At 41.1% G+C, this 14,089-nt stretch carries 13 protein-coding genes and 2 pseudogenes; 5 read left to right on the forward strand and 10 right to left on the reverse strand.

Features of this window, described 5'->3' with window-relative positions; genetic code table 11:
- The first annotated feature begins 103 nt into the window (after positions 1-103).
- The 3 genes and pseudogenes from FO447_RS12820 to FO447_RS16120 all read left to right on the forward strand — a co-directional run.
- On the forward strand, positions 104-1,282 hold the full coding sequence (locus FO447_RS12820) for a phage integrase SAM-like domain-containing protein (protein ID WP_234699006.1): 1,179 nt from the start codon (positions 104-106) through the stop codon (positions 1,280-1,282).
- Between the two features lie 343 nt (positions 1,283-1,625).
- Positions 1,626-2,246, forward strand: a complete 621-nt coding sequence (locus FO447_RS12825; RefSeq protein ID WP_117728752.1) for a CatA-like O-acetyltransferase, family 2 — start codon at positions 1,626-1,628, stop codon at positions 2,244-2,246.
- Between the two features lie 2 nt (positions 2,247-2,248).
- Positions 2,249-2,395: pseudogene (locus FO447_RS16120) on the forward strand (N-acetyltransferase); the annotation flags it as partial.
- 69 nt (positions 2,396-2,464) lie between these two features.
- Here FO447_RS16120 and FO447_RS12830 read toward each other — a convergent pair.
- From FO447_RS12830 to FO447_RS12865, 8 genes and pseudogenes are all read right to left on the reverse strand, one after another.
- Positions 2,465-3,175, reverse strand: coding sequence for an ISAzo13 family transposase (locus FO447_RS12830; protein WP_200756675.1), 711 nt, complete (start codon positions 3,173-3,175; stop codon positions 2,465-2,467).
- Positions 3,176-3,450: 275 nt separating this feature from the next.
- Positions 3,451-3,927 (reverse strand): hypothetical protein, encoded by a 477-nt coding sequence (locus tag FO447_RS16125; protein WP_234699007.1) that lies wholly within the window; start codon positions 3,925-3,927, stop codon positions 3,451-3,453.
- A gap of 12 nt (positions 3,928-3,939) precedes the next feature.
- Positions 3,940-6,141, reverse strand: a complete 2,202-nt coding sequence (locus FO447_RS12840) for a peptidase domain-containing ABC transporter (RefSeq protein ID WP_200756677.1) — start codon at positions 6,139-6,141, stop codon at positions 3,940-3,942.
- 26 nt (positions 6,142-6,167) lie between these two features.
- Complete coding sequence (locus FO447_RS12845) at positions 6,168-8,267, reverse strand: TonB-dependent receptor domain-containing protein (RefSeq protein ID WP_200756679.1); 2,100 nt, start codon at positions 8,265-8,267, stop codon at positions 6,168-6,170.
- Positions 8,268-8,287: 20 nt separating this feature from the next.
- Positions 8,288-9,760, reverse strand: a complete 1,473-nt coding sequence (locus tag FO447_RS12850) for a radical SAM/SPASM domain-containing protein (protein ID WP_118255921.1) — start codon at positions 9,758-9,760, stop codon at positions 8,288-8,290.
- A 64-nt stretch (positions 9,761-9,824) separates the two neighbouring features.
- Positions 9,825-9,992 carry a hypothetical protein gene (locus FO447_RS12855; RefSeq protein ID WP_200756681.1) on the reverse strand — a complete coding sequence of 56 codons (168 nt, stop codon included), beginning with the start codon at positions 9,990-9,992 and terminating at the stop codon, positions 9,825-9,827.
- Between the two features lie 297 nt (positions 9,993-10,289).
- Positions 10,290-10,493 (reverse strand): annotated as a pseudogene (locus FO447_RS12860) (plasmid mobilization protein); the annotation flags it as partial.
- Between the two features lie 184 nt (positions 10,494-10,677).
- Positions 10,678-11,160, reverse strand: coding sequence for a DUF3408 domain-containing protein (locus tag FO447_RS12865; RefSeq protein ID WP_200756683.1), 483 nt, complete (start codon positions 11,158-11,160; stop codon positions 10,678-10,680).
- Positions 11,161-11,557: 397 nt separating this feature from the next.
- On the opposite strand from FO447_RS12865, the gene FO447_RS12870 reads away from it, so the two are divergent.
- Together FO447_RS12870 and FO447_RS12875 are read left to right on the forward strand one after the other, a co-directional pair.
- Positions 11,558-11,869 carry a helix-turn-helix domain-containing protein gene (locus FO447_RS12870; protein WP_008656559.1) on the forward strand — a complete coding sequence of 104 codons (312 nt, stop codon included), beginning with the start codon at positions 11,558-11,560 and terminating at the stop codon, positions 11,867-11,869.
- 82 nt (positions 11,870-11,951) lie between these two features.
- Positions 11,952-12,260: a helix-turn-helix domain-containing protein gene (locus FO447_RS12875; RefSeq protein WP_025066990.1), complete on the forward strand. Its 309-nt coding sequence runs from the start codon at positions 11,952-11,954 to the stop codon at positions 12,258-12,260.
- Positions 12,261-12,498: 238 nt separating this feature from the next.
- On the opposite strand, the gene FO447_RS12880 is transcribed toward FO447_RS12875, so the two are convergent.
- Together FO447_RS12880 and FO447_RS12885 are read right to left on the reverse strand one after the other, a co-directional pair.
- Positions 12,499-12,861, reverse strand: coding sequence for a hypothetical protein (locus FO447_RS12880; RefSeq protein ID WP_005942354.1), 363 nt, complete (start codon positions 12,859-12,861; stop codon positions 12,499-12,501).
- Positions 12,858-14,081 carry a site-specific integrase gene (locus FO447_RS12885; protein WP_153133674.1) on the reverse strand — a complete coding sequence of 408 codons (1,224 nt, stop codon included), beginning with the start codon at positions 14,079-14,081 and terminating at the stop codon, positions 12,858-12,860. Before FO447_RS12885 ends, FO447_RS12880 begins: the two co-directional genes overlap by 4 nt.
- Between the last annotated feature and the right edge of the window lie 8 nt (positions 14,082-14,089).

Genomic DNA, 14,089 nt, shown 5'->3' on the forward strand with positions numbered 1-14,089 from the left:
AACTTTGTGCATCAACGGATTTTATTGCGCTGATTCTCAATGTTTTGCGTATCAAGGAACGCTTACAAAATGATTATATTTGCACACTCAAAATGTAAGCGTTATGAAAATCGAAAAATTCAAGGTGTTGCTCTACCTAAAAAAGAGCGGAATGGACAAGAATGGAAAAGCTCCCATCATGGGACGCATCACGGTGAACAGGACTATGACGCAGTTCTCCTGCAAGTTGTCTTGCACTCCATCGCTTTGGAATCCTCGTGCCAGCCGATTGGAGGGCAAGAGCAAGGAAGCCGTGGAGACCAACAAGGACATCGAGCAGTTGTTGCTTTCCATCCAAAAGGCTTTCGATGTGCTTGTGGAAAAGAGAACGGACTTCGAGGCTAAGGATGTCAAGGAGGCTTTGCAGGGCAGCGTCAAGACACAGAACACCCTTCTCTCCTTCGTGGACGAGCATATCAGTGAACTCAGCACCCATGAGGGCATCGATATGTCGAAGAGCAGTGTCTGGACTTACAGAAAGATTCGCAAGAATCTCGCTGAGTTCATCGGGGAGAAGTATAGGTTGACTGATTTGGCTTTCGGACAGCTGACCGAGCCTTTCATCAGTGACTTTCACCATTACCTGCTTGACGAGAAAGGCTTTTCATCAGGAACCATCACCATCTATGTGTCGCTCTTCAAGAAGATGTGCCGCATTGCCTTTGAGCGAGGCTTGTGCAAGAACCTGCTGTTCGCCCATTATCGGGTTGGCACTCCAAAGGTTACGACACCCAAGGCTCTCAGCATGTCTGATTTCATAAAAATCCGTGATGTGGAACTGCCCGAAGACAAGCCGAGACTATCCGTTAGCCGTGACCTGTTTCTTTTCGCCTGCTATGCAGGAACAGCCTTCATAGACACCGTTTCCATCACGAAAGCCAATGTCAAGGTGTTGGAGGATGGTGACAAATGGCTCATCTATAACCGCAAGAAGACCGGAACACTTGCCAGGGTGAAACTCCTGCCCGAGGCGTTGGAGCTGATGGCGAAATACGAGGACGGGGCAAGAGATACCCTTTTCCCATTGCTGAGCACGAATCGTGTTCGTATCGATCTCATCACCATCTGCAAGTTGGCGGAAACGAGCAAGACCTATTCCTACCATTCGGGGAGTCACAGTAAATTCTTCTATTTATTGAATATCAGCGAGTTGAGTATTTTAAAGAATGTGACTGCTAACGATTTAGAAACGAGCTATATTCTTTTTCTTTCACAACTATGCAATATACAAAGAACGCTTTGATTTCGAGTGCAAAGTTAAATCTAATTTCTGAAAAACAACATTTTATGCTGTGATTTTACAAAATATTAAGATTAGTCTTTGCAAAGGTAAAAGAGTAGTTACCAACAGTAATTTTCATGTAACGTCATTTTAAGAGTATGGCAAAAAGAACATATTCATAAACGCATATATGTATCTTGCCATATTGGGAAATCAATTGCTTAGTTCCATTTTTGCAGATTATATTTCTATTTTGTCTAAATTACGACGGAATACAGCAGATATTCAAGGGATTTGGATGGATTATCAAAATAAAACGTTATTTTTGTAGTATAAAAACGATAAAAATATGAAGTTAAGCACTATGAGAGAAATAAATCCCAAAGAAACCACCCGTGCATATGCATTTGAGCTTTGGATGAAAGCCCCGATGCCAATGGTTACGTTTTTCAAGATTTTGGATGTCAGTCGTCTTGTTAAAATCAGCAAAAAGTCAGGTATGAAATTCAATATGCTGATGTGCTGGTGCATCGGCAAAGCGGCAAGCAGTATCAAGGAATTTTATATGCTGCCTGTCGGAGACAAATTGATGCAATATGATGCTATTGCGGTTAATACCATTGTTATGAACAAGGACAATGAGGTCAGTTCATGTGATGTGCCGTTTTCTGATGATTTGCAGCTATTCAATGAAGATTATCTGAAATTGACAATGGAAGTAGCCCGAAGCTGTGAGAACCACGATTTGACAGAAAGCATGGTAATAGGGACTTCCGCACTGGCCCAATATGAAATTGACGGTGCGGTAGGTATGTACAGCGGTATCTTCAACAATCCGTTTATGATATGGGGCAAGTACCATAAAGGTTTCTTCAGAACGACACTAACGGTTTCATTCCAATTCCACCACACTCAAATGGACGGGGCACATGCTGCAAAGTTCCTGGATCGCCTGCAGCAGGAAATCAATAAATTACTTGTGTAGCGATGAATATGGAAAAACAAAGATTGATACTTCGTTCCTGGACAGAACACGATGCAGAGTCTCTTTATAATTATGCCAAAGTTCCAGCTATCGGCCCTATTGCAGGATGGCCTCCTCATACATCTGTGGAAAACAAAAACAAAAAAATATACAGGAAAAATTAGACAAAAATCCGGATTATGTAATGTGTAAAAAATAACTTCCGCAGTTTTCTGCGGTTAAGAGCAACATTTGACGAGATAGTTCCATTTGGAGAGCTCATCATCAAAAATGATACGTTTGCTCTTGTTTGATTCGTAAGATTCTTCAATGGGTCTTTTCGTTTCATACGTTCTTTGATTTATTGTAGCGATAATGGAGAGTCCTTTCTTTGTGACGGTTGCCTCTGCTCTCGTTCTTGCATTCTCAATGGACAAGAGTGGTGCGCCACTCCAACTTCTTGAAATTGGTCCAAACATGCAATGCTCTATAGGATTGTATTTGGAGCAATATGGAGGGTAATGTACCATGATGATATTTACCCCTATGGTTGAAGCCAACTTCATCAAAGCTTGTTTTACTATATGGTGCGAACATGCATTAGAACCGCCACCATCACAGAGAATACAGATTGTGTGGGCATTTGGGTATTTCCATTGTAGGAATTGTTGCCAAATATGAATGAAATTGTCACAGACAAACTCAGCGGTGTCATGGCTAACCCCCAATGTTAAATAGCCAGTATTAGCTCCAACATCATAGATGCCATAAGGGACTATGATTCCATCCGAAAAGCTCTTGAAATCATGGTCATAAGCCTTAGGCTTCCCCTTGCAAGAGACTGTGCCTTGACGTTTGAAGTTGCCAATCATCTCCTTCTTCTTTGTGTCAATACTGAATATTGGGATGCCATAAGTTTCACACTCCGAACGAATTTCTTGAACGGTCATAACTCGCTCTAAATTGGACTTTGATTGAAAATCAAGAAGTTGGGCGTTTGCCTATATTATACAGGTAACAATATGGAAACGAGCGGACTTCTGCTCGTTTCTGTATTTTGCAATATGCAAAGAACGCCTTAATTCGGGGACAAAGATACGATATTTTTCTAAATATCCAATGATTTACAAGAGGAATTTTATGGAAATTAGAACTTTTGCATAAAATCTGATGCTTAGCAACACAATATACATCCTAAAATAAACAGCAGGTGTTCGGACATAGACTATCCGAACACCTGCTGCCATAACGTTTTATTGCTGACAATGATTCTGACATCAGCTTTCATATACTTTTGCAGTATAGGAGTATTTTGTCCCTGTGTGCTCACTGTGGCTATAGCCATAAAATAGTTGCCATCTTCTCTATGTATGAGCTTGGCTTTATGGCTTGTGATGTCGCAGTTATAAGATGCATTATCGTTGCCCTCGAAAGATACATAAGCCGTCCTTGGCTCATCGAAAAGGTACAAATACTTATATGGCACAAACACTTGCACTGTTCTTTGATTGATGACCTCACCATTAGCATCTATGGATATAGGATAAGGTATCTTGTAGAAAGCAACTGCGAGGGCGAGGACTATGATCGTAATGATAACTGTCCCCAAACTGACGAGGCGAGGAGGAACTTTGCCTATCACGTTCCTCACCTTCTCGCTTCTCAACTCGATGTTATCTGATTCTTTTTCTTTCTGTTCCATATCAAACGCTTTTTAGTTTCCCAATTCCAACTGATTCTTCACAAGATTATAGTATGCCCCTCGCTTGGCGGTCAAAGACTCATGGTTGCCTATCTCAACCACCTTTCCTTGGTCGATGACCACGATTTGGTCGGCATTCTTCACAGTGCTTAGGCGATGAGCCACAATCACAACCGTCTTTCCTTTGTAGAACTTATCCAAGTTCTCTACGATGCTTCTCTCATTGTTGGCATCGAGCGAGTTGGTCGCCTCGTCAAGGAAGATATAGTCTGGATTCTTATACACCGCCCTTGCTATCAAGATACGCTGTTTCTGTCCTTGGCTCAGTCCCACGCCATCACGCCCAATCTTGGTGTTGAACTTCAGAGGCAAAGCCATCACGTAATCCTTGATACAAGCTATCTCGGCTGCTTTCAACAACCGTTCCTTATCTATATCGCCATCATCAACAGCAATATTTCTTGCGATACTCTCCGAGAAGATAACACCATCCTGCATGACAACACCACATTGTCTGCGCCACCACTTTTTGTTGAGTTTGTTGATGTCAGTATTTCCAATGTTGATTTTTCCCTCCAAGACAGGATAATAGCCTAGCATCAAACGAATGAGAGTGGTCTTTCCACTGCCAGATGCGCCAACGATGGCTGTAACTTTACCTTGCGGAATGTGAATGTTTACATCGTCTATGGTCTTGTGCAAAGCATGTGGGTCGTACTTGAACATTATGTTCTTGATGTCAATGCCCTCGCTCTTGTCCTCAATGGAAGTTAGCAAGCCTTCCTTTCCGTTCTCATCATCCATCTGGTGAATCTCATTGATACGCTCCAAACTAATCTTCACATCTTGCAGGGAATAAAAGAAATTCATCAGTTGCTCCACTGGTGAGTTGAGTTGTCCAATGATGTATTGCACGGCAAGCATCATACCAAGTGTCATTTGCCCATGAATCACGGCGGTAGCTGCTACTACCGTAATGATAATGTTCTTCACCTCATTGATGAAGATGCTTCCAGCCTCTTGTGTCTGTTGGAGTTTGAGCGATTTCATTTGCACGCCGAACAGATCAGCTTGCGTGTCCTCCCATTCCCATCTTCTGCGCTGCTCACAATCCTGCAACTTGATTTCCTGCATGGAAGTGATAAACTCATAAGTTTTGTTGTTGTTGATGGCTTGCTGCTCAAACAGTTCATAATCAAGCACTTTTCTTCGTTTCAAGAACAAGGTCATCCATGCGCCATAGAGAACGCTTCCCAACAAGAAGATGGCAAACACCAACTTGTTGTAGAAGAAAAGCACTACCGAGAATACCACGAAAGTAAGCATGGCAAAGGTGATGTTGAGCGTCTGCTGCGTAAGGAAGTTGTTCACACGGCTATGGTCGTTCATTCTCTGCATCAAGTCGCCCATGAGTTTCGTATCAAAGAAAGACATCGGCAACTTCAATAGCTTGATGAAGAAGTCGCTCACCAACGAGATGTTGATACGTAAGGAAATATGAAGTAACAACCACCTGCGGATAAAGTCGATTACCGTTCGGCTAATGGTAAGCATCAACTGTCCCAATAGTATAAGCCAAACAAAGCCAATGTCTTGATTTTTGATACCAACATCCACGATGGATTGGGTAAGGAATGGCAAGACAAGTTGCAAGAGGCTACCAACCACCAAGCCCAAGATGATTTGCCCGAAGTACTTGCGGTATTTCTTTACATACCCAAAGAGAAATCGGAAAGATCGCTTTTCCTTGATGTTCTCTTCACCCTCCATCTTATAAGCGAAGAAAGCAGGAGTAATTTCTAAGAACATGGCAATGCCCTTGTCCTCTCCATTAGATTTCGTGCTTACCCAATGTTGTTTGAACTCTTCCAAACTGTAAGTCACCAATCCCTTCCCTGGATCAGCGACATAGAACTTCTTTCCTTTCTTGACCTTATATAAGACAACAAAGTGATTTTGGTTCCAATGAAGAATGCAAGGCAAAGGGGCTTCACCTAGCACTATAGTTGTAGCTCTAGCGCATGTAGTATGCAAGCCAAGTGTATTTGCTGCCTCATTGATACCTAACAGAGAGACACCTTCCGTTGTAGCAAAACAAAGTTTCGTCAGAGAATCCAAAGAGTATTCTCTGCCGAAATATTTGCATACCATCTGCAAACAAGCTATTCCGCATTGCATAGAATCATGCTGGTAAATTATAGGAAAACGTACCATTCTTCGTATGACTTACTTTTAAACATTTACAATCTATCCATTTCCTTTTTTCCTGCCCCTTTACCTTTATATTTTGCTTTAACTGTATTAAACTTATATCTTACGATAAATTCCACTGCCCTTACACTCGCAGCCCTTTCAATATAGACATCATTCATTCCGCTGAAAATGGTAAAGGTATTTTTGCGGGCAGTATTAAAGATGTCATTTGCTGACAACTTGACATTCCATTTTTTAGATAAGTCCTTAGCCAAAGAAAGATTTATCTGTCCAACACTCCCCATCTTAATATTCTCACTATTTCCCTCACTACGCCAACTGTAATTTATTGTCGCCATATAGTTGTTATGGAATTTTAAAATATTATTGAACTTAACTACGACCAAAGGATTATCCACATGCTTTATATTTCCTCTGTAATCAATCTTGTAAAATTGAGAGACAACACCACATGCCAATACGGGATAATAGCATTTCCAAAGGAATCCGGGCATAAAAGAAGCCATAATCTGTAAGTTAGACAGACAGTTTCTAGAATTTTCCTTTCTGAGCAAGGCAATCGTCTTCGCATCATCATAATATGTATATGATGTTATTATTTGGTTTCGTACCTTTTTATAATTAGCAGTTAATGCCAACCAGCGATACCTCAAATTCAAAGAGATGTTGTCGCTATAGGATGGTTGCAAATACGGATTTCCACTTTGATAGAGATATTTGTTAACATAGTGAACCGTGTTGCTCAACTGAGAGTACAATGGACGATAGCATTGCTTAGAATAGCTCAACTGCACCATGGTTTTTCCAATGGGCAGAGACAATGAAGCTGTCGGGAAAAACTTATCATAAACATGTGACTGTTCGTGATTTTTTCTGCCACCTATAAAATATTCACTGTTCACATGCTCATACCTACCACCGATACGGAATGTTACATTGCCTAGATGCTGCATAGTTTCAACGTAATATGCCATGTTCAGCTCCTGTATTTTATTGTTCTCGCCTGCCATAATGCTATTTTCACTTTCTGAATTCTCCTCACGGCTACTATTGGTGAAATCTACTCCAAAGCTAAAATTACCTTTAAGAAATGGGTGTGACGCATATAATTCCGTTGCCATTAACCTAGCATGCCCAACATCTTTTATTCCGAAATTCTGATTGATGCCGGTTTGCTCTATAACGTTTTGATTTTCATGTGTTTTTTTCCACATTAAATCAAAAGTCATCTCTAAATTCCATTTTCCCCAAACCCCATGGCAATATCCATCTAACAAATGTTCCAAATCTCTTAATTTGACATCCTTGTATGCGGAAGTCTCACTTTCAATTACATCATCAGAATATAATGATGACATAATGCTAGAATTGGTCTTTGTTGGAGCATAAGATACTTGGTAAAATGCGCCAAATGAGAGTTTTGGAGACGAGGAAAAATCAAATCCCCATTTACCATCAATCAACTTTGAGTGCTGTGTCGATTTCATAGTCGTATTCTGCTGATGATGTGACGAGAGCCATGAATTCTGAACATTTTTGCTAGAGTTCGTATCCTTGCCTTTCTCAAATCCAAACGTTCCAAAAACATCAAACTTGTCTGCCCTATAGTTCAAGTCCAAATTGTCTTTGCCATACAGATAATTACGATAGCCAAAAGTAGCGATGTTATCAAAGGAGAAACCATCCCCAACCTTTTTAATGGTTGTTATCTTTATGATGGAACCTACGGTTGAAGCATAACGTGAACTTGGATTCGTTACAACAGTTATCTTATCTATTTGGTTAGCCTTCAATTGCTCAACTTCTATATTATTGCGGACAATATGTCCATTGATATAGAAGACTGGTTTTCCCTTGCCAAAAACTTCAATGGAACCATTATTATTCAGTACACCAGGCAACATACCCATAACATCTTTTGCAAAACCAAGTTTTTCCAAAACGGTACCTTTGACTTCTGTCACAAAGCCTTCGCTGTTCAACTTTGCCAAAGGGCGGGTTGCTCTAACAACAACCTCCCTTAATTGCAAAGTATCCTTTCCGAAATTTTGGTTAGCGATACCAGTCTGAGCTAGAACGATTTGTGTCCAGGCCAAATGAAATAAAAAAATAAAAAGTCTTCTCATTTTTATTAATTAATTCGTCCTTACTTTTGGTTATTATAAGGACATTTTACATCTGGGTAATACCATTTTTGTGAGCCATATTTTCGTATTATATCTCTATAGCATACTTGTCTAAATGTTCTACACTCTTTGAACTTGCCACAGCTGTGACACAAAGAATCTTCAGGGAAATCCTCTTGTTTAATCTCATAAAGAGACTTAGCTTCTTTTGAATTCCAAATTTCCAAGATGCTATTGGATTTAACATTTCCAATAATAAAACGCTTATTCCAATATAGCTGTTCACACATAGTAACTTGTCCATCTGGTAAGATGTACAATGAAGAGAACAAACCGCTACAGAATGCTCTGTTGAAAAAATGAGATTCCGCTTGTTTTAATTTATCGATAGTGTTATTTACAATTTGAATCTGTTCTAACTTAGGATAATGAATAGACATACCACTGCTGTCAGAAAGGTCTTTCAGATAATTCACGATGTTATTGTACGAAAGAGAATCTATCTCAATATTACTATAATCTGTTCTTGGATATAAAGTTTCTTCTCCTTTTACTACATGCCAATCCTCTATATTTTTTAAATTCTTTAGAACATTATATATAGAGCGCATATCAGCTATATCTTTAGTGTATTTTGTCAAAACAGAATGAACCTTTACAAGTATGCCATATTTTTCTAGTAACATCAAGCTCTTCAACATTTCGGCAACATACCCCTTTCTAACATTTATGGATTCTATTAGATGCTCTTCAATACATGAATCTAGAGATATTTGAATATCACGAACCTTAAGTTTTGCCAAGAACTGCACATCATTTTCTTGCAATGGCATTTTTGTAGACAGATAAGGATTATAACCATATCTTCTTAACTCAGCAAGGACATCTCTCCAATATTTGTACAAGAAAAATTCTCCTCCTATGACATCAAAGGTATTTACATTCAACTTATAAGCTTCACGGATGAGCTCTTTTATTCGTTCTAATGGAATTGTACATTTTGCAACATGCGATTTATCTTGATAGCAATAGATACAATTTGTTACACAAATATTGTTAAACATCAATGTAATTGTAGATGGAGTCAAATGTCTCTTCATTCTCAAATCTATTTGGTCATATTTGAATAGGTTTGGAGAATAACGTTTAATTTGGCTAGGTGATTGCATTGACACTATAGTGTATGGTGGAAAAACAGAATTTCCCTTTTTCCCACTCAGTATCACTTGTTTAGGATTATCCACTAATGAATTAATAAAATTAAGAACCAATTCTTTTGGAACTGACAAATATGATGCTGCCTCATTAACACATTCATTGATTTCTCTACCATCAACAAAACACAGAATCATTGCATAAATAGGGTGAATAATATCTGTGAAAGAATCATCTTGTCCAATAAGCAAATTTCTACCGACCAAAGAAGCTAATATGAGAGTTCTTCCCTCATCTGGTTTCAATACTAGATTTTCATTAAAAAGAATATATTTCATAAGTTTACGAGTCTTAAAAATAATCAAGATGGTAGAATTCTACCATCTTGACAATTAGTTTAAATTACAAAACATCATTCACACAAACTGCACAAGCACTAGCGCAGCCTATACAAGAATCACATAAAGAACATTCTTGCTGTAAATGATCTTGCACAACAGCACCAGCCTTTACCTCAAACATTTGAGATTCAGACAACAACTCCTTTGCTTCTAAAGAATACTTTTCCATACTAAAATATTTTCTGTTATGCGCCTTTAAAGTAGGGCGGTTTCACTATTGTTATCCGCAAAAGTAACTCTATTAATTGAAAAAGAGAAATTTTCAGTCGCGAAATTCTGGAAATTAACTTTATTTATACAATACATACATCTATTTGTCGTTTAATAACAAATAAACGTGTCTTTTTGTTGACAAAACACCATGAATACCTGTCAATTTTTCACAATATCGATGAATTTAGTATTTTTTTACATTGTTAATTGTAATGTTTTTTATTCTGTTTATAAAATTACAAAAGTCTTATTTGTTGTGTCCACAGACCATCTCGCCGTTCAAGGCAGACTCACGGATGTACTCCGCCAACTTGCGGTTGGCTTTCCTCGCCCTCAGTCTCAAAGCCTCGTAGCTTGGCTTCGAGAACTTCACCGTGACAGACTTCGACAGCTTGCGAACCCTGCCCGTAGGCGGTCTTCCGCCCTTTCTCTTGTCTTGTTCCTGTATGTTTGTCATTCTATATACTGATTACAGTTGGTACACTCACTTTCTGCGACCGTTGGGAGCAAAATTCCTCCGCCCTCATGGTGGAGCGAGGCGTTTTGGGATTCCCAAAACATAACCTCGCTCCCTCTCAGAACACGTTAGTTGGAACTACAACCTTTCAGCTATCCACGTCCAAGGTCGCAGACCTTAATTCTCACAATTTGCGCCAAGCCTCGAAGTCCTCTTCATAAAGGCTTAGGTGGTGGCGCACGATGTTCTCGATGATGCCCGATACGCTCATGCGCCTTCCTCCGAGGATGCGGACGACACGGTCAAGACGGTCTCGTACATCGGAACTGACGAAGACTGGCTTGCGGTCGTCAATCCTTGGAACTTGGAGGAAGGTCTGCTGATACTCCTCCAATGTCGCCTTGCGCTGCTTGCCGCTGATGCGCTTCTGCGGATTCGGTGGCGATTGAGCCTCGTTCGTTGATGTTTCCTCTCTATAGGGAGTTGTTGCAGCAACTTTCTCTACAATTGCTCTCAACTCTGGGTTCTCTACATCATCATAGAGAGAATCACAACTACTTGGATTGGCTTTGTTGCCATACGTAGATGGTTTAACAAAATCCAAATACTCTTTTTCCATCAGCTCCTTTTGCCCAGGAGCCAAGACTGCATCTTTTGTTCTTGCCATAGCTTATGCTGTTTTATTTGTTAGTATAGTGGTCACGGTTTGCCCCATTGACCGATTGTCGGGTGCAAAGTAAGTGTACTGAGTGCAGCCATGCAACTGATTGGGTGTAACGTGGCAATTTAGTTGTGGCTTGCTTATTTGCATACCGAGATAGTTGTGAGAACTTCAACGTATTTCTCAACTCATCATTGTTCATGTATTCGTTGCAGTCGTGCAAGTTTTTCTTGTTGTTTTTGGCGTTGAAGTCGGCAAACCCCGGCAACATACTGCCACAGAAATTGAAAACGCTTGTTTTTAGATTGCCGTGCCTTATCTTTGCACTCACAAGCGTGGAGCACTGCATATGCGTGGAGCTTTGCGACATATAACATAGTATTAACTTAGAAAAAAGAAAAGTATGGGATTCATCGTATTCGAGGAAGAGGCATTCAACTATCTTGATGCCCAGTTGGAGAACTTCGTGAAGCGCATGGACAGAATCCGTGAGCGCAGTGAGGACAAGACCATGAACAAGTGGCTCGACACGCAGGACGTGTGTCAGACGCTCAACATCTGCCCACGGACAGTGCAGACGCTTCGGGACAACGGAACTTTGGCTTATACGCAAATCAGCCACAAGACCTACTACAAGCCGGAGGACGTGATGGCTATCGTAGCAGTAGTGGAGGACAAGAAAAAGGACATGCGCTTTCGCAAGCGCACAGGTTAGGCTGTCAATATACAACAGCCACTTAATCCAAAGCAGCAAGTAAACCGAGTAACGTAAGTATCAACAATAAAACGAGACAACTATGAGCAATGAAGTAATGACAAGAAACAGCGAGTGGATGAACCACATCGTGAACCACCTCAACCGAATGGTTGACAATTTTGAACGTGCCGTGATGAACTACCGCCCCATGCTTGACGGTGAGCGCTTCATGACGGACAAGGAGCTTTGTGCCAGACTGCAACTGAGCCGAAGAACCCTGCAGGACTACCGAAACAACGGTGTCATCCCGTATATCCAGCTTGGCGGAAAGATACTCTACCGCGAGTCCGACATTCAGAAGATTCTGATGGCTAACTATCGTGAGGCGTACAGAATGAAGGGCTTGTAGGAGAAATACATGTCCTTGATGAGTGGGGTGAAATGAACAAGGCGACAACGTATAACTTACCGAGTGTGGCTGTTATAGGTTGTCGCCTCGTTTTATTGGCTATACCGAGTTGTTCGTGTTTGCCGGGTATCATTTGTGTTATCTGTATAAATCTAATACCATGCTAAAACACACTGCGGTGGTTCGCCCAAGTGGCTGGAGGCGCAAAGCCTCCAAGGAACGTTGCTTTATGGCAGGTCTATGCCATTGCGTTCTCTGTAAAGATACAGACCAGTTTAGTGCGGCTTGTCTGTCTGCCGATGACAGACTGCATGATGAACTCCCGAAAGGCTCTGCTCTCAATGCTGTCAATACGGAAGGCTACCGCAATGACGAGTTCAAGGCTATACACATCATAGCTGATGCGGTCGTTCTTCCTGACATGACGGCGTACACCCTGCTCTTTCAGAATGCCATCCTTGAATATAGCCTTGACAGCCTTGCGCACATAGCAGCCGAACACATTATACATGTCGGCAATCTCCTGCATGGTCATCCATACAGTATCGGTCGGCATGGATACCGTTCCGCTCTCGCTGATAGTTATAACTCCTCTGTTCATTTCCCGTCCTCCTTATTTTTATTCTGGTCAGTTTCTTTTGTTTCTCTGCGCTGCATCAGCTTGTCCATGTCCTTGGATATCTTGTCGTCGGTGATGACGGCATAGACCTGGGTGCTTCGCAGGTTGGAATGCCCCATCATCTTGGCGATGCTTTCCATTGATATGCCCGAAGTAACCATGTTTACTCCGAATGTATGTCTTGCAACGTGTGCGGTAAGGTTCTCATTTATACCCAAAGCCACACCGAGTGAATGAAATTCAAACCACATGGAATCACGTGAAGAAAGAGGGAAAACAGGTTTGCTATCATCCGCTGTATTGTATAGCGACATTATTTGTTCAGCTATCGGATGCAAGGGAATGAACGCTTCGTTGTTGGTCTTTGCTCTTTTCTCACGAATGTATTTTCTACCGTCTGCCGTCATCCCGATATGGTGTGGATACAGGTTACGTAAATCGACATAAGCCAAACCTGTAAGGCTGGAGAAAACAAACATTCTTCGTGCCAACTCCAAAGCCTTATCCTCCATAGGAGTCTCCATAATGAGCAGCAAGTCATTTCTGGATATATGTCTACGCTTTGGTGAGCCTTTCTTTTCATATCCGACATCTTCCAATGGATTGAATTTCAGCAGACCTCTGTCAACAGCGATATAAACCAAGCGTTGCAGCCAACAAAGATTATGGTTCGTATTGGATGCACTATACCCTTTGCCAATCAAGAACAACTTATAAGATTTACCAAATTCCTCAGTCAAATCTTCAAATGCAATGTCATTCATTCCTCGTAACCCGATGAACTCTCGCAAGTTTAGCTGCGATGTCTTAGATTGGCGATAAGAAGATGTTGAGTTAATACGGATGGAGCGCAGCCTAAGGCGTTCACGCTCCTCCTCGCCAGTGGCAAGCAATGTCATCGGGATAGTATTTGCATCAACAATAACATTCTTCAGAATCTCGGCGGTAACGATGCCCTTTTCCTTTGTTGCCTGCTCGTAGGCTTCGTCAATTCTTAGTCTGAACGCTTGCAGTTGTCCGTTCACTCTTGCATTCTTGGCTTCACCTTTTTTCGTGTCCCATTCTTCGGGAGCACAGTAAAGACCTGTTGCTATGGCTGACACTTTGCCGTCAATCGTGATACGGCAAAATATAGATGTGGTTCCGTCTGCCTTTACTCTGCCACGGTTGATATAATAAAACTGCTTGTATGTACTTCTCATTGTTATGT

The sequence above is a fragment of the Segatella copri genome (assembly GCF_015074785.1).
In the GTDB taxonomy this organism is placed as follows: domain Bacteria; phylum Bacteroidota; class Bacteroidia; order Bacteroidales; family Bacteroidaceae; genus Prevotella.